This window comes from Cupriavidus sp. MEYA8 (assembly GCF_059278825.1).
Genome location: NZ_CM181221.1, coordinates 596,533 through 611,387 on the forward strand (window position 1 = coordinate 596,533; position 14,855 = coordinate 611,387).

Here is a 14,855-nt window from a genome sequence, read left to right on the forward strand (position 1 = left end):
GTTCCGCCCTCCGCCCGGTCTGACGGAATTGACCGGATGCACTTCGTGGAGGCTCCGGCCCTCACCCCTGCCCCCTCCCGCAAGCGGGAGAGGGGAGCAAACAACGGGCAAGGACAGGCCTGTGGGCTCATCGGCGATAGCGCCAGGCGAGCGCAGCGACGCGTTCCGCGCCAGAGCCCCTGACCTGAGATGCTGCCGGCGCGCAGCGCAGCCGTAGGCGTTCCTACGTTGCCGCTAGCAGCAGGGGCCACCCAACAGCTCTGGGCTCGTTCAACAATGGCGTCAATCCCGAGCCACCGTGGCGCACCAGGGCGTCAGGCAGTCCTGCCCTGCAACGAAGCCAAGCCCCGTACGAAAGCCGTAGCCCACTACGATAAGAGTGGCCGCCCGCAGGGCCGTAAACGCGTTTTTGGTTACTTTTGCCGCTCGGGCAAAAGTGACTCGCCCCTTCAGGGGCGAAACCAGGGCATATCAAATAGCTACCAGATGCCCGCCGCAGCGAAGAGCGAGAGGCTTGTCGGCGTCGTAGCCGAGCTTCTTGTAGGTCAGCGGAAAGATCGTGAACAGCGGCGATGGCCCGATGAACACCGTCTTGCCAGGGCAGGCTGATCGCCGGATGGCCGGTCATGTTGAACGGCATGGTCCAAGGAAACCAGCTCGCGCGCACATTGTCGTAGAGCTGGCCGTCGATCTCGATCTGGCCGAACAGGTCCTGGTCAAGCGGCAGGGCCGTGCGCGTGAGCGTGGGCATCGCCAGCAGTTCGGCATCCGCCAGCAGGCCTTGCACGCGCAGGAACAGCTTCGAGCGCTCGAACATGGCCTGCTGGTATTCCATGCCGGTCACGTGCGCGGCGGATTCCACCTGGCGCACGAAGGTTGCGCTGAGGGCCTCGCGATGCTGTGCCACGATCGGCGCGAAGCGGGTGCGCCAGACCGTATGGTTGATGGCGCGCCAGATCGGCTCGACTTCAAAGCCGTCGCCGGAAAACGGCTCCAGCACGGCGCCCAGTTCGCGCAGCCGCTCCAGGCTGGCCTCGAACGCCGCCGCCACATCTGTGGCCACCGCGTGGCCCGGCGGCGCCAGGCAATAGCGGATGCGTACGCCGCGCAGGTCGCCGTGGGGCTGTGCGGCTGCCACATAATCGGCGGCCGGCACGCCCAGCGACCAGGGGTCGCAAGGATGCTCGCCGGCCATCGCCTGCATCATCAGCGCGGTGTCCATCACCGTGCGCGTGGTCGGCGTGACATAGGTCTGGTTGCCGAACAGGTCCTGCGCCTGGCTGTGCGGGATCACGCCCTGGCTCTGCTTGATGCCGACCACACCGTTGCAGGCCGCCGGGATGCGGGTCGAGCCGCCGCCATCGGTCGCTACCGCCAGCGGTGCGATGCCGCTCGCGACTGCCACCGCGGCGCCGCCGCTGGTGCGCTGCGCGTGCCAGGCATTGCGCGTGCGGCCAAACAGCGGCGAATCGGTCAGGCACTTGGGGCCGAACTCCGGGGTAGTGGTCTTGCCGACGAGGATGGCTCCCTGCGCGCGTAGACGGGCCACTGCGACAGCGTCTTCGCCCGGCACATTGCCGCGCATCGGTACGGCGCCAAAGGTTGTGCGCACGCCGCGCGTGTTGACGATGTCCTTGACGGTGAACGGGCTGCCATGCAGCGGAGCGAGCGGCCGGCCAGCCATCACGTCCTGCTCGGCGGCGCGGGCGGCGGCCATGGCCTCGTCGGCGCATAGCGTGATGAAGCAGTTGAGCCCGGGCTGCAGCCGTGCGGCACGGGCCAGCACGGCGTCCATCAGTTCGACCGGGGAGATGTCCTTGCCGCGGATGCCGGCCTGCAGCTCGGCAGCGGAAAGAAAGCAAAGCGCTTCGCTCATCGGCTTGCATTCTCCTGGCACGGGCCGGTTACGTGGCCGGCCGCGATGGGACGGCGGAGACAGGCCCGCCGCCGTGGATCAGCGGGAAAGACCCGCCGTGGCAGGGCCCGGCCGCGGAAAGCGCGCGCCGGACGCCGGCGCTGGCAGTGTAATGCTCAGACCTTCTTCTTGTCCCCGATCCGGCTTTCCTTGCCGGCCAGCAGCTTGGCAATATTCTGCCGGTGCCGCGCGATCAGCAGCACGCTGATCACGAAGATGGCACCAGTCATCACATCCACGCCATTCATCAGCACATAAAAGAACGGCGCGAAGATGGCAGACACCAGTGCCGCCAGCGACGAATAGCGGAAGAAGAACGCAATGATCAGCCAGGTGGCCAGCGTGCCCAGCCCCAGGATCGGGTCGACCGCCAGCAGGATGCCGGCCGCCGTGGCCACGCCCTTGCCGCCGGCAAAGCGGTGGTACACCGGGAACAGGTGGCCGAGAAACACCGCCAGCGCCACCATGGCCAGGCCGGTCTCGTTCAACCCGTAGGCCGGGCCGAAGCGCGCCGCCAGCCACACCGCCAGCCAGCCCTTCAGCGCATCGCCGATCAGCGTCAGGATCGCGGCCTTCTTGTTGCCGGTGCGCAGCACATTGGTCGCCCCCGGGTTGCCCGAGCCGTATGAATGCGGATCCGGCAGCCCCATCAGCTTGCTGACGACAACGGCAAAGGAAATCGAGCCGATCAGGTAGGCGGCGAGGGCGAATATCAGGTTAGGCAGGTTAGCCATGTGCAGTGGGGTGTTTTCAAGCTGGCGGGATTGTAGCGCGGCGGCGCCTTCACCACGTCCGTGACTTCCCGGATTGGCATGCGCGGCCGCCATGCGCGTGTCGCCAGGTGTCGCCCAGGTGGCGACTGGGGCGCCTGGCCAGTGCCTCAGTCAGGCAGCGCGCATTGGACCGGTTGTGCATCGACCAGTCCCCGCAGCAGCTTCGGGTCCAGGCTGACGAGGTAGCCGCGCCGCCCACCGTTGATGTAGATGCGTTCCAGCTCCAGCACCGTGGCCTCCACATACACCGGCATGCGCTTGCGCGTGCCGAACGGCGAGGTGCCGCCGACCATGTAGCCGCTGTGGCGCTGCGCCACTTCCGGCTTGCACGGCTGCACGCTCTTGCGCCCGGTCTGGCGCGCCAGGTTCTTGGTCGAGACCGAGCAGTCGCCGTGCATCAGCACCACCAGCGGCTGCGCGCGCTCGTCTTCCATGATCAGGGTCTTGACCACGTCGTGCTCGGGAACGCCGAGCTGGCGCGCCGATTCTCCGGTGCCGCCATGCTCGACGTATTCATAGGGGTGTTCGCCGAAGGCCACGCCTTGCTTGCGCAGGAACTGGGTGGCGGGGGTTTCGGAGACGTGCTTGTTCTTGCTCATGGCGATGGTGCCGCTAAGTGTCGCTAAGTTTCACTCACCCACGCGGATGGTGCTGCTGGTGCAGCTCGCGCAGGCGCTCGCGCGCGACGTGGGTGTAGATCTGCGTGGTGGAGATATCGGCATGGCCGAGCAGCAGCTGCACCACGCGCAGGTCGGCGCCGTGGTTGAGCAGGTGCGTGGCAAAGGCGTGCCGCAGCGTGTGCGGCGACAGCGGCGCGTGCACGCCGGCATCGCGCGCGTGGCGCTTGATCAGGTGCCAGAACGCCTGCCGCGTCATGCCCTCGCCGCGCTGCGTGACGAACAGCGCGTCGCAGGCGCGCCCGGCCAGCAGCGCGGGACGCGCGCTGGCGAGGTAGCTGCGCAGCCAGTCGGCAGCCTGCTGGCCGAACGGGACCAGCCGTTCCTTGTCGCCCTTGCCGCCAACCACGCGCGCCACGCCCTCGTTCAGGCCGATCTCGATGGTCTTCATCTGCGTCAGCTCGGACACGCGCAGGCCGCTGGCGTACATCAGCTCCAGCATGGTGCGGTCGCGCAGGCCCAGCGGCGTGCCGGTGTCGGGCGCTTCCAGCAGCGCGTCGACCTGCGCCTCGGTCAGGGTCTTGGGGTAGCGCGGCGGCTGCTTGGCGGGGCGCAGCAGCAGGCAGGGATCGGCCTCGACGACGTGCTCGCGCAGCGCCCACTGGTAGAAGCGCCGGAACACCGCGAGCCGGCGGTTGGCCGACGACGCGCGCGTCTGCGTGTGGCGCGCGTTGAAGTAGGCCGACAGCACGCTGTCGTCCACGGCCGGCAGCTCGCCGCAGCCTTCGTGGCGCAGCCAGCGCGCCAGCAGGGTCAGGTCGCGCCGGTAGGCGTCGATGGTGTTCTGCGACAGGCCGTCTTCCAGCCACAGCGCATCGCAGAAGCGGCCGACCAGCGCCGCGTCGGCATCGCTGGGAGACGCGGCGAGGTCGGGCGGTGCGTCCGCCGCTGCCGTGCGTGTCACGGGGCTCATATCAGCATGGCGCCCTCATGGCGCAGCAGCCAGCGTTTGACGTCGAGGTAGAAACCATCTTCGGCATGATGGGAGAAGCCGCCGATGCCGCGGGCCGAGACCACGCGATGGCAGGGAATCACGATCGGGAACGGGTTCTGGCCGCAGGCCTGGCCCACCGCGCGCGGCATCGCGCCGATGGCCCCGGCAATAGTGCCGTAGGTGGTGGTGGCGCCGCGCGGCACGGCGGCGATGGCCTGCCAGACGCGCTGCTGGAAATCGCTGCCCGCCGGTGCCAGCGGCAGGTCGAAGCGCGCGTCGGGGTTGGCGTAGTAGGCCTCGAGCTGCGCTTCGAGCCGGGCCACGAGTTCCCGCGCCTGCGCATCGGCCGGCGCGCGTGCCTCGACGTGCCCGGGCAGGTACACGATGGCCCGGATGCGTGTGCCGTCCGTGCGCACGCCGACCTTGCCGAACGGGGCAGGGAGGATGGCATCGTATATGGCGGGCATGGCGGTCTGGCTGGGGCGGATGCTGGATTCTAGTGCTTTTTGCGCCGGCAAGAAAAAAGGCCGCCCTGGCTGGCGGCCTTCAGTGGCGAATGCGATGCTGCGGCCGGATTACTGCTCCAGCTTGATGTTCTGCACCTTCACCAGGTTCTTCATCTTGTCGAATTCCTTCTTGATCTCGGCCGCGTGCTGCGCCGGCGTATTGCCCGACGGCTCGGCGCCGGCGGTGCGCAGGCGCTCCTGGAAGCCCTTGTCCTGCAGGGCCTTGACCGCGGCCTCGTTCAGCTTCTTGATGACGTCGTCAGGCGTGCCGGCAGGCGCCACCAGGCCGTACCAGGCCGGGTCGTTCGGCTCCTTCAGGCCCATTTCGCCGAAGGTCGGCACGTCCGGCAGCGAGTCCAGGCGCTTGTTCCAGGCCACCACCAGCGGGCGCAGCTTGCCGGCCTTGATGTAGGGCATCGACGACGGCAGGTTGTCCACCATGATCGGTACCTGGCCGGCCAGCACGTCGTTCAGCGCCGGGCCCGCGCCGCGGTACGGGATATGGACCATGAAGGTCTTGGTCGAGACCTTGAACTGCTCGCCCAGCATGTGGCCGAAGCCGCAGGTGCCCGATGACGCGTAAGAGTACTTGCCCGGGTTGGCTTTCAGCACGGCCAGGAATTCCTTGTAGGTCTTGGCCGGGAAGTTCGGGTTCACCGCGATCACGTTGGCCACGTTGGCCAGGTTGGTGATGGGCTTGAAGTCCTTGATCGGGTCGTACGACAGCTTGGGGTTGCAGGCCGGGTTCACGGCCATGGTCGACACCGTCGAGATGCCGATGGTGTAGCCGTCCGGCGCCGCCTTGGCGATCGCGTCCGCACCGATCGAGCCGCCCCCGCCGGCGCGGTTTTCCACGACCACCGGCTGGCCCAGGATGCGGCTCATCTGGTCAGCGGCGCCGCGGCCGACGATGTCGGTGGTGCCGCCCGGTGCGAACGGAATAATCAGGCGGATCGGCTTGGTCGGAAAGCTCTGGGCGTGCGCCGTGGTGGCGGCCGCGGCCAGGGCCAGGGTCAGAGCGAGTTTGCCAGCTTGCATGAGATCATGTCTCCCGTCAGAAGTCCGGGCAGGGTGCTGCCCGGAAGCAAAGAAACCGTCGCGGTGCCACAGGTACAGGCACGGCGGCGGCAGCGTAAATGAGGGCGGCCGCAGCGTAAAGGAGGGCTGCCGCGTTATCCGCCGAGCAGTCCGCGCTTGACGTCCTGGTCGACCGGACGGTCGCCCAGGAACACCCGCAGCACGGCCTGGTAGAAGTCTTCGCCAGGGATCGGGCGGCCGCGCGGCGTGCCGTTGATGGCGACGACGGTGCCCGCCTGCGGGGTAAAGTCCAGGTTGATCACGTCGCCCTTGTGCGCGTTGCCGACCTCGCCCAGGGTGCGCTCGAACTGCACCAGCCGCGCGGCCAGGCCCTGCACCTGCGCTTCGCTGTGGTTGTCGCGGATGCCCTGGCGGATGGCGCGGGCAAAGGCGGGCGGTTCGGCCTCGCGCAGCATGCGCAACTGTAGCCGCTTGGCGCCGGGCGTGCCGAGTACCACGGTCGCATTGCGGGCCTTTTCCTGCAGGTACAGCGCGGCCACGTAGCCCTTGGTCAGGAAGCCCGCGCGCAGCGCGGCGCCGTTGAGCTGCAGTTCCTTGCCGCCCACGCGCGCGGCGTCATCGAAGCGGATTCCCTCCATCTCGACCGCGCGCGCCGGCATGGCAACGGCCGCGGTGGTGGTGCACAGCATCACCAGCAGGGCGGCCGCGCGCGAGCGCAGGCGGCTGGTCAGGCCGCTTGGCAGGCCAGGGCGTGAACGGGAGCGAAGGCGGGTGTCCGGGCCCGGCGGCGCGGAACGGATGCGGGACAACATGGCGGCAGGGCGTACAACTTGGCATGCCATGCTGACCTAAATCTGGAAAAATACCTATCCGTATCTGCCCTAGTCTGCACATTCCAGATCGCCAGCCGTTATTTGCATCCCCCATGCGGCCGGGATCGCGACGGGACGCCGGGCAGTTACCGCGCCGTGCCCTCGCCATTACAACAACAACGACAATGTCTCCTGCTCTCCTGCTGGTGCCTGACTTCAGCCTGATCCTGATCGGCTGGCTGCTGGTGCGCTATTCCCCGTTCGACCGCGCCTTCTGGGGCGGGGTGGAGCGGCTGGTCTACTTTGTGCTGTTCCCGGCGCTGCTGCTCCAGTCGACCAATGCCGCGGTCTTTGATTTTTCCTCGACCTCGGCGATGCTGGGCCTGGCGCTGCTGGCGATGGCCGTCGGCATGGCCGGCGGCTACGCCGTCAAGTGGGTGCTGAAGCCCGATGCGCTGAGCTTTGCCTCGGGCCTGCAGACCGCCTTTCGCTTCAACTCTTACATCGGCCTGGCGCTGGCGTCGCGCCTGGGCGGCAGCGAAGGGCTCGCGCTGATGGCGGTGATCGTCGGCTGTACCGTGCCGCTGTGCAACGTGGCGGCGGTGTGGGCGCTGGCCCGGCACGGCGAGACCGCGCTGTGGAAGGAACTGGCGCGCAACCCGCTGATCCTGGCCACCGCAGGCGGCCTCGTGACCAACCTGCTGGGCTTGCACCCGCCCGAGGTGGTGGCGATGACGCTGAACCGGCTTGGCTCGGCCTCGACCGCGCTGGGGCTGATGACGGTGGGCGCCGGGTTGCAGATGAGCGGGGCGACCGGAACGGCGGGGCCGGTGGCGTGGTGGACCGGGGTCAAGCTGCTGGCGATGCCGTGCACGGCGTGGCTGGTGGGCCGGTACTTGCCGCTGACCGCGTTGCAGTACCAGATCGTGGTGCTGTATGCCTCGCTGCCGACCGCGTCGAGCGCCTATATCCTGGCGGTGCGCATGGGCGGCAACGGACCCATGGTGGCGGCCACGATATCGGTGATGACGGTGGGTGCCATCGTTACCACGCCGCTGTGGCTGGCCCTGGTCAGCTAGTGCGTGCGGGCTCGCCCTGCGCGAGTGCCCAGTCGATATGCTCCTGCACCAGCGGCGAAGCGGAATCGCGCCGCGCCTGCAACGCTTCGCGGATGCGCGCGGCCAGGGCGGCGTCTTCCGCGCGCGTGCCGGAAAGCGCGGCGCGCAGGCTGTTGCCAAGCCCCACCGCCAGGTTGCGCAGCCAGCGCTCATGGCCGATGCGGCGGATCGGGCTGCCCTCCAGGCGCTGGTTGAACTCGTCTTCGGTCCACTGGAACAGCGCCACCATGTCGGGCGCGTCCAGGCCATTGCGCACGTCGAAATCCGGCACGCTGGCCACGTGCGCGAACTTGTTCCACGGGCAGGCCAGCTGGCAGTCGTCGCAGCCGTAGACACGGTTGCCCATCGGCGCGCGGAATTCGACCGGGATCGGGCCCTTGTGCTCGATGGTCAGATAGGAGATGCAGCGGCGCGCATCGAGCCGGTAGGGCGCGACGATCGCGCGCGTGGGGCAGATGTCGAGGCAGCGGTGGCAATTGCCGCAGTGGTCCGTTTCGGGCGCATCGGCCGGCAGCGGGATATCGACCAGGATCTCGCCCAGGAAGAACATCGAGCCGCCGTCGCGGTCGAGCAGCAGCGTATGCTTGCCGCGCCAGCCGAGTCCCCCCTGGCTGGCCAGCGCCACTTCCATCACCGGCGCGGAATCGGTAAAGACGCGGTAGCCGAACTTGCCGATTTCGGCCTCGATCCGGCTGGCGAGCTGCTGGAGACGGCTGCGCAGGACCTTGTGATAGTCGCGGCCGCGCGCGTACAGCGACACCACCGCGGTGGCCGGATCGCCCAGCCGCGCCAGTTCGCGCCGGCGCCAGTCGGGCGCGCCCGGCGGGGTCTCGCTGGCGGGGACATAGGGCATGCGCGCCACGATGGCGCGTACCGTGCCCGGCACCAGTTCGGCCGGACGGGCGCGCCGCAAGCCGTGGTTCGCCATATAATCCATGTCGCCGTGATAACCCTGCTCCAGCCATGCCAGAAGCCCCGGCTCGGCGTGGCCAAGATCGACGTCGGCGATGCGCACCGACGCAAAACCCAGCGCGGCGCCCCATGCGCGGATGGACTCCGCAAGCGCCGCCAGCTCCTCAGGGTTGGCGTGCCCGGCCTGGCCGGATTGCCCTGGAGCGTTTGCGGGAACACTGTGCGCGCCTGGCGCGCTGGCCGGCGGCTTGACTGCTGGGTCGATCATCCCTGAATTGTACGCAATGCCCTTGCTCGAAGAACGCACCCTGACGCTGCCCGACGAAGCCGCCACCGCGCGCCTGGGCGCCGCGCTGGCCGCCACCGTGCAGGCCATGCCGCCGCGCGCGGTGCATGTGCAGCTGTCCGGCGACCTCGGCGCCGGCAAGACCACGCTGTCGCGCGCGGTGCTGCGCGCGCTCGGCCATGCCGGCAAGGTCCGCAGCCCCACCTACACGCTGTGCGAGCCCTACGAGGTGGCCCGCGCCGACGGGTCGCCGCTGACGGTCTACCACTTCGACCTGTACCGCTTCGCCGATCCGGAGGAGTGGATCGATGCGGGTTTCCGCGACTGTTTCGCCGAACTGGCCTTTAACCTGGTCGAATGGCCGGAGAAGGCGGGGCGCCTGCTGGGGGAACCCGACCTGCACGTGTTGCTCCAATCGGACACGGCACGGCCGGCCGACAGCGAAATGCTCGCCGGCGACGCCGGCGAGCGGCGCATCGCGACCTTGCGCGCCTATACTCCCACTGGACTTACCCTGCTGAACGCATGCTGATCAAGCGACTAGCCACCGACCGCCCCGATGGACCCGACGGCCTGCTGCAGGCGCGCCGCAAATGGATGGCGCAGGCGCTGAAGCTGGGCGCGGGCACTGCCGTGCTGACGCTTGCCGGTCCGCAGATCGCGTTCGGCGCCGGCATCGTCGCGGTGCGCGTATGGCCGGCCGAGGACTACACCCGCGTCACCATCGAATCCGACGCGCCGCTGTCCGCGGTGCACCAGATGATTCGCGATCCGGACAGGCTGGTGGTGGATATCGATGGCCTGGACCTGTCGCCCACGCTGCGCGAGCTGGTGGCCAAGATCACGCCCAACGACCCGTATATCCAGACCGTGCGCGTCGGCCAGAACCGCCCGCGCGTGGTGCGGATGGTGTTCGACCTGAAGGAGAACGTGGCGCCCCAGGTGTTCACGTTGCTGCCGATCGGCAGCTACCGCAACCGGCTGGTGTTCGACCTGTACCCGGTCAACCCGCCCGACCCGCTGTGGAAACTGGTGCGCGACACCGAGGACAAGCAGCGCCGCTTCGCCACCTCGGACCCGGCCCCGGGTCCGGACAGCATCGCCGGCGCCCCGGCCGGTGCCGAGGAAGATGCCATCGGCGCGCTGGTGCGCAAGTTCGACGAGAAGGGCGAAGTGCCGGCCACCACCGCGCCGCCGCCGCCGGTGGTTGCCACCCGACCCAAGCCGTCTGCGCCGGTGGTGCCGAAGCCCGATGCCCCCGTGGTGCCGCCCGTCGCGCGCGACAACCCGACTGCCGAGCGCCCGTTCAAGATGCGCCGCCTGCTGACGGTGGCGCTCGATCCGGGCCACGGCGGCGAAGACCCCGGCGCGATCGGCGCCGCTGGTTCGCGCGAGAAGGACGTGGTCCTGCAGATCGCGCACCGGCTGCGCGCCAAGATCGACGCCCAGCCCAATATGCGCGCGATGATGACGCGCGATGCCGATTTCTTCGTGCCGCTGAACGTGCGCGTGCAGAAGGCGCGCCGGGTGCAGGCCGACCTGTTCGTGTCGATCCACGCCGATGCCTTCCTGTCGCCGGAAGCCAATGGTGCTTCGGTATTCGCGCTGTCCGAGCGCGGCGCCTCCAGCACCGCGGCGCGCTGGCTGGCCAACAAGGAAAACGCCTCCGACCTGATCGGCGGCGCCAACATGGGCAACAAGGATGCGCAGGTCGCGCGCGTGCTGCTGGACCTGTCCACCACCGCGCAGATCAACGACAGCCTGCAGGTCGGCAAGTCCGTGCTGGGCGAGATCGGCGGCATCAACCGGCTGCACAAGGCGCACGTGGAACAGGCCGGGTTTGCGGTGCTGAAGGCGCCGGACATCCCGTCGATCCTGATCGAAACCGCGTTTATCAGCAACCCGGCGGAGGAGCGCAAGCTCAACGACAGCGCGCACCAGGAACAGCTGGCCAATGCCATCCTGCGCGGGATCAAGGCCTACTTCGCGAAGAATCCGCCGTTGTCGAAGAACCCGTCGGTGTGACCGGGATGGACGAAGAAAACCGGGGCATGCCCCGGTTTTTTTACGACTGCGCCATCTTACGCCCGCGCCGCCGCGCGATCCTCCAGCAGCGCATCCCGGTTGGCGTAGCGCGCCGCGATCACCGAGCAGACAATGAGCTGCAGCTGGTGATAGACCATCAGCGGCAGCACCAGCAGCCCCAGCGCGGGATGCCCGGCAAACAGGATCTTTGCCATCGGGATGCCGTTGGCCAGGCTCTTCTTCGAGCCGCAGAACACCGCGGTGATCTCGTCCTCGACCGAGAAACCCATGCGGCGGGCGGTCAGCGTGGTGAAGCCCAGCACCACGAACAGCAGCACCGCGGCGATCAGCATCACCGCGCCAATGGTCTGCCACTCATACTGGTGCCACAGGCCCTGTGCGGTGGCATCGCAGAACGATGAATAGACGATCAGCACGATCACGCCGCGGTCGATCTTGGTGGTGATCTGCTTCTTCTTCGCCAGCCAGTTGCCGATCAGCGGGCGCAGCAGCTGGCCCAGCGCGAACGGCAGCAGCAGCTGCAGCGCCACGCCGGTGAGCGCCTTGCCCAGCGGCATCGAGGCGCCGCTGGCGCTGATCACCAGCCCCATCAGCACCGGCGTGACCAGCATGCCGATCAGGCCCGAGATGGTGGCATTGAAGATCGCGCCCGACACGTTGCCGCGCGCCATCGAGGTCATGGCCACCGACGACGACACCGTCGAAGGCAGCGCGCACAGGAAGAACACACCCAGCAGCAGGTCCGCCGGCAGCGTGTTGTGCAGGGCCAGCATCAGCAGCGCGCCGACCACCGGAAAGACCACGTAGGTGAACGACTGCACGAACACATGCAGGCGCCAGTTCTTGGCGCCAGACACCAGCTTGTCGCGCGACAGTGCCGCGCCATGCAGGAAGAAGACCAGTGCCACGCCCACGCTGGTGACCAGGCCCAGGTGCAGCGGGCCCTTGCCGGTGCCGATCTCCGGGGCCGCCAGGGCAATGGCGATGGCGGTCAGCATGACGAGGACGAAGCCGTCGATCAGGTCATAAAGTTTCTTGAGCTTGGCAAAAAGACGAGACATGACTGCGGTTGGTTAGGGTTTTGCCTAGTATTGGACGCCAGCCGGGTCTAGAATGCAAATTCATTTATAGAATCTATTTATCCGGTCGTTGCATGAATTACACACTGCGCCAGCTGCGCGTCTTCCTCGCGGTGGCCGGCAGCGGCGGTTTCAGCCGCGCCGCGGAGGTGGTGGGACTGACCCAGCCGGCGGTCAGCCGCGGCGTCGCAGAGCTGGAAGAGGCACTTGGCGTCAAGCTGCTCGACCGCACTACGCGTGAGGTGGTGCTGACCGATGCCGGCCATGCGCTGGTGCCGGCGCTGGAGCGGCTGCTGGGGCAGCTCGACGACACCCTCGAAGAAACGAGGCAGTTAGGCGAACGCTATCGCGGCCGTGTCGTAATAGCTGGAGCTCCAACCATTTCCGCGCGGCTGATGCCGATGTATGTCGCCGCCTGCGCCGCGCAATACCCCGATATCCGGCTGATTGTGCGCGACAACGTACAGGCCGACGGCCTCGAGCAGGTCCGCGCCGGCGCAGTCGATTTCGGCGTGCTGATCGATCCGCTGGTGCGCGAAGGGCTGGCGGTGGAGCCGGTGGCAACCGACCCGTTCTGCTTTGTCTGCCGGCGCGACCATCCGCTGGCGCAGTCGGCCACGGTGCCGTGGTCGGCGCTGCATGGCATGCGGCTGGTGCTGCTGGACTTTGCCTCGGGCAGCCGGCCGCTGATCGACCGCATCTTCGGCCGCCACGGCGTGGCGCCGCAGGTGGTGCAGGAACTCGGGCACTCGGCCAGCGTGTTCGGCATGGTCGAGGCCGGCATTGGCGCCTCCGTGCTGCCCTCTTTCTCGCTGCCGCTGCCCGCCGCATCGCCGCTGGTGTGGCGGCCGCTGGTGCCGCGCGAGGAGCGCAGCATCGTCATGGTCCGGCGCGAGGACCGCTCGCTGTCGCCCGCCGCGGCGGCGGTGTGGGCGCTGGTGCGGCGCCTGACGCTGCGCGTCGAGGCGCCCGCGATGGGCGCAGCGGCCTGAGCGCCGGCGCTTGATTACTTCGGCTGCATCCGGATCGCGCCGTCGAGACGGATCACTTCGCCGTTCAGCATCGTGTTTTCGATGATCGCGCGGGCCAGCTTGGCGTACTCCGCCGGACGGCCCAGGCGCGGGGGGAACGGAACCATCCTGCCGAGGGCGTCCTGCACTTCCTGCGGCATGCCGAGCAGCATGGGCGTTTCAAAGATGCCCGGGGCGATGGTCATGCAGCGGACACCGTCGCGGGACAGGTCGCGGGCGATGGCCAGGGTCATGGCGACCACGCCGCCCTTGGAGGCGGCATAGGCGGCCTGGCCGATCTGGCCGTCGAAGGCCGCCACCGAGGCGGTGTTGATGATCACGCCGCGCTCGCCTTCGCTGTCGGGAGTGTTCTGGACCATGGCGGCGGCGGCCAGGCGGATCATGTTGAAGGTGCCGATCAGGTTGATGCGGATGGTCTTGTCGAAGGCATCCAGCGGATGCGGGCCGTTCTTGCCTACCGTCTTGTTGGCGGTGGCGATGCCGGCGCAGTTGATCAGGCCCGACAGGCGGCCCAGTGCCTGGGCGGCGGCGACCACGGCCTGGCCGTCGGCTTCGGAGGTGACGTCGCAGCGGATGAACTGGCCGTTCAGTTCGGTGGCGAGGGATTGGCCGGTTTGCTCGTTGAGGTCCGCGATGATGACTTTGGCGCCGGCTTCAGCCAGCATTTTTGCCGTGCCGGCGCCCAGGCCGGAGGCGCCGCCGGTGATGATGAAGACGTTGTCTTTGATTTGCATTTTGCGGTGTCTCCTTTTGGGGTTGATTTCCGTTTACGTAAACGTCAACTATTGTACGGGGTGGAGGTTGTTGTGCAAGGGGGTTTGGCCCGTGCTGATACCTGGTGGATATTTGATATGCACGGTTCAATGTAGGAACGCCTGCAGCTGCGCAGCGCGCAGCCCCAAAGAAAAAGCGGCCCTTGGGCCGCTTTTTGCGTTGTATTGTCTGGCTTACTTCAGTGCGTCAAACACTTGCGCGGTGATCTCGTCGACGTTGCCGACGCCGGAGATCTTGCGGTACTTCGGCGGCGCTACCTTGGCGCTGGGGTCGCCCTTGGCGGCCCAGTCCGAGTAGTAGTCGACCAGCGGGCGGGTTTGCTGGGAGTAGACGTCCAGGCGCTTCTTGACCGTCTCTTCCTTGTCGTCGTCGCGCTGGATCAGCGCTTCGCCGGTTTCGTCGTCGATGCCTTCGGCCTTCGGCGGGTTGTACTTGACGTGGTAGGTGCGGCCCGAGGCCACGTGGACGCGCCGGCCGCTCATGCGCTCGATGATGGCATCGAACGGGACGTCGATTTCCAGCACGTAGTCGATTGCCACGCCGGCTTCCTTCATGGCTTCGGCCTGCGGGATGGTGCGCGGGAAGCCGTCGAACAGGTAGCCGTTCTTGCAGTCGTCCTGCTTCAGCCGGTCTTTCACCAGGCCGATGATGATGTCATCCGACACCAGTCCGCCCGCGTCCATGACCTTCTTGGCTTCCACGCCCAGGGGGGTGCCGGCCTTCACCGCCGCGCGCAGCATGTCGCCGGTGGAAATTTGCGGAATGGCGAACTTCTCGCAGATGAACTTGGCTTGCGTGCCTTTGCCGGCGCCGGGTGCGCCCAACAGGATCAAACGCATTTACGGGTCCTCAGAGTTTTGAATCTGGTGTGGCGGGAGATCAGAAGGAGGGTAATGCCGCAACTTGACGCAAGACTTACTAGCTGTCTTGTTCGGATACTGACGGCATTTGGCG

Annotated in this window: 15 protein-coding genes; 4 read left to right on the forward strand and 11 right to left on the reverse strand. The window is 67.7% G+C overall.

What is annotated here, in order from left to right; translation table 11 throughout:
* Positions 1 to 223: 223 nt before the first annotated feature.
* The 7 genes from AC5WJ1_RS02755 to AC5WJ1_RS02785 form a co-directional block, all read right to left on the reverse strand.
* Entirely contained in the window at positions 224 to 1,876 is a 1,653-nt protein-coding gene (locus AC5WJ1_RS02755; RefSeq protein ID WP_255519935.1) for an amidase, read from the reverse strand.
* A gap of 155 nt (positions 1,877 to 2,031) precedes the next feature.
* Positions 2,032 to 2,640, reverse strand: coding sequence for a glycerol-3-phosphate 1-O-acyltransferase PlsY (gene plsY / locus AC5WJ1_RS02760; RefSeq protein ID WP_133094214.1), 609 nt, complete (start codon positions 2,638 to 2,640; stop codon positions 2,032 to 2,034).
* Between the two features lie 155 nt (positions 2,641 to 2,795).
* Positions 2,796 to 3,287 (reverse strand): aminoacyl-tRNA deacylase, encoded by a 492-nt coding sequence (locus tag AC5WJ1_RS02765; protein WP_133093835.1) that lies wholly within the window; start codon positions 3,285 to 3,287, stop codon positions 2,796 to 2,798.
* Between the two features lie 34 nt (positions 3,288 to 3,321).
* The gene (gene xerD, locus AC5WJ1_RS02770; protein ID WP_195431748.1) at positions 3,322 to 4,278 is read right to left on the reverse strand and encodes a site-specific tyrosine recombinase XerD; all 957 of its coding nucleotides are present in this window, start codon (positions 4,276 to 4,278) and stop codon (positions 3,322 to 3,324) included.
* The gene (locus tag AC5WJ1_RS02775) at positions 4,275 to 4,766 is read right to left on the reverse strand and encodes a methylated-DNA--[protein]-cysteine S-methyltransferase (RefSeq protein ID WP_195431745.1); all 492 of its coding nucleotides are present in this window, start codon (positions 4,764 to 4,766) and stop codon (positions 4,275 to 4,277) included. The genes xerD and AC5WJ1_RS02775 overlap by 4 nt, the downstream gene beginning before the upstream one ends.
* Positions 4,767 to 4,874: 108 nt before the next feature.
* Positions 4,875 to 5,843, reverse strand: coding sequence for a tripartite tricarboxylate transporter substrate binding protein BugE (locus AC5WJ1_RS02780; protein ID WP_135704572.1), 969 nt, complete (start codon positions 5,841 to 5,843; stop codon positions 4,875 to 4,877).
* A gap of 134 nt (positions 5,844 to 5,977) precedes the next feature.
* On the reverse strand, positions 5,978 to 6,655 hold the full coding sequence (locus AC5WJ1_RS02785; RefSeq protein WP_135704574.1) for a chalcone isomerase family protein: 678 nt from the start codon (positions 6,653 to 6,655) through the stop codon (positions 5,978 to 5,980).
* Between the two features lie 185 nt (positions 6,656 to 6,840).
* On the opposite strand from AC5WJ1_RS02785, the gene AC5WJ1_RS02790 reads away from it, so the two are divergent.
* The gene (locus tag AC5WJ1_RS02790; protein ID WP_135704576.1) at positions 6,841 to 7,734 is read left to right on the forward strand and encodes an AEC family transporter; all 894 of its coding nucleotides are present in this window, start codon (positions 6,841 to 6,843) and stop codon (positions 7,732 to 7,734) included.
* Here the strand turns inward: AC5WJ1_RS02790 and queG are convergent.
* Positions 7,727 to 8,953 (reverse strand): tRNA epoxyqueuosine(34) reductase QueG, encoded by a 1,227-nt coding sequence (gene queG / locus AC5WJ1_RS02795; RefSeq protein ID WP_434033162.1) that lies wholly within the window; start codon positions 8,951 to 8,953, stop codon positions 7,727 to 7,729. The two genes, AC5WJ1_RS02790 and queG, sit on opposite strands and share 8 nt — an antisense overlap.
* Positions 8,954 to 8,969: 16 nt before the next feature.
* On the opposite strand from queG, the gene tsaE reads away from it, so the two are divergent.
* Positions 8,970 to 9,503, forward strand: a complete 534-nt coding sequence (tsaE, locus tag AC5WJ1_RS02800) for a tRNA (adenosine(37)-N6)-threonylcarbamoyltransferase complex ATPase subunit type 1 TsaE (RefSeq protein ID WP_195431740.1) — start codon at positions 8,970 to 8,972, stop codon at positions 9,501 to 9,503.
* Complete coding sequence (locus tag AC5WJ1_RS02805; RefSeq protein WP_133093843.1) at positions 9,497 to 10,996, forward strand: N-acetylmuramoyl-L-alanine amidase; 1,500 nt, start codon at positions 9,497 to 9,499, stop codon at positions 10,994 to 10,996. Before tsaE ends, AC5WJ1_RS02805 begins: the two co-directional genes overlap by 7 nt.
* Positions 10,997 to 11,052: 56 nt before the next feature.
* Here the strand turns inward: AC5WJ1_RS02805 and AC5WJ1_RS02810 are convergent, their stop codons facing one another.
* Complete coding sequence (locus AC5WJ1_RS02810; RefSeq protein ID WP_133093844.1) at positions 11,053 to 12,078, reverse strand: bile acid:sodium symporter family protein; 1,026 nt, start codon at positions 12,076 to 12,078, stop codon at positions 11,053 to 11,055.
* A gap of 92 nt (positions 12,079 to 12,170) precedes the next feature.
* Between AC5WJ1_RS02810 and AC5WJ1_RS02815 the strand changes: the two genes are divergently transcribed.
* Positions 12,171 to 13,088, forward strand: coding sequence for a LysR family transcriptional regulator (locus AC5WJ1_RS02815; protein ID WP_133093845.1), 918 nt, complete (start codon positions 12,171 to 12,173; stop codon positions 13,086 to 13,088).
* 14 nt (positions 13,089 to 13,102) lie between these two features.
* Here the strand turns inward: AC5WJ1_RS02815 and AC5WJ1_RS02820 are convergent, their stop codons facing one another.
* Entirely contained in the window at positions 13,103 to 13,861 is a 759-nt protein-coding gene (locus AC5WJ1_RS02820) for a 3-hydroxyacyl-CoA dehydrogenase (protein ID WP_133093846.1), read from the reverse strand.
* 213 nt (positions 13,862 to 14,074) lie between these two features.
* A complete protein-coding gene (gene adk, locus AC5WJ1_RS02825; protein WP_133093847.1) occupies positions 14,075 to 14,740 on the reverse strand; it encodes an adenylate kinase in 666 nt (221 codons plus the stop codon).
* Positions 14,741 to 14,855 lie beyond the last annotated feature (115 nt).

Coding starts and splice junctions, on each gene's coding strand:
- AC5WJ1_RS02755 (WP_255519935.1), bottom strand. CDS start 1,876: ATGAGCGAAGCGCTTTGCTTTCTTTCCGCTGCCGAGCTGCAGGCCGGC.
- AC5WJ1_RS02765 (WP_133093835.1), bottom strand. CDS start 3,287: ATGAGCAAGAACAAGCACGTCTCCGAAACCCCCGCCACCCAGTTCCTG.
- xerD (WP_195431748.1), bottom strand. CDS start 4,278: ATGAGCCCCGTGACACGCACGGCAGCGGCGGACGCACCGCCCGACCTC.
- AC5WJ1_RS02775 (WP_195431745.1), bottom strand. CDS start 4,766: ATGCCCGCCATATACGATGCCATCCTCCCTGCCCCGTTCGGCAAGGTC.
- AC5WJ1_RS02780 (WP_135704572.1), bottom strand. CDS start 5,843: ATGCAAGCTGGCAAACTCGCTCTGACCCTGGCCCTGGCCGCGGCCGCC.
- AC5WJ1_RS02785 (WP_135704574.1), bottom strand. CDS start 6,655: ATGTTGTCCCGCATCCGTTCCGCGCCGCCGGGCCCGGACACCCGCCTT.
- AC5WJ1_RS02790 (WP_135704576.1), top strand. CDS start 6,841: ATGTCTCCTGCTCTCCTGCTGGTGCCTGACTTCAGCCTGATCCTGATC.
- queG (WP_434033162.1), bottom strand. CDS start 8,953: ATGATCGACCCAGCAGTCAAGCCGCCGGCCAGCGCGCCAGGCGCGCAC.
- tsaE (WP_195431740.1), top strand. CDS start 8,970: ATGCCCTTGCTCGAAGAACGCACCCTGACGCTGCCCGACGAAGCCGCC.
- AC5WJ1_RS02805 (WP_133093843.1), top strand. CDS start 9,497: ATGCTGATCAAGCGACTAGCCACCGACCGCCCCGATGGACCCGACGGC.
- AC5WJ1_RS02810 (WP_133093844.1), bottom strand. CDS start 12,078: ATGTCTCGTCTTTTTGCCAAGCTCAAGAAACTTTATGACCTGATCGAC.
- AC5WJ1_RS02815 (WP_133093845.1), top strand. CDS start 12,171: ATGAATTACACACTGCGCCAGCTGCGCGTCTTCCTCGCGGTGGCCGGC.
- AC5WJ1_RS02820 (WP_133093846.1), bottom strand. CDS start 13,861: ATGCAAATCAAAGACAACGTCTTCATCATCACCGGCGGCGCCTCCGGC.
- adk (WP_133093847.1), bottom strand. CDS start 14,740: ATGCGTTTGATCCTGTTGGGCGCACCCGGCGCCGGCAAAGGCACGCAA.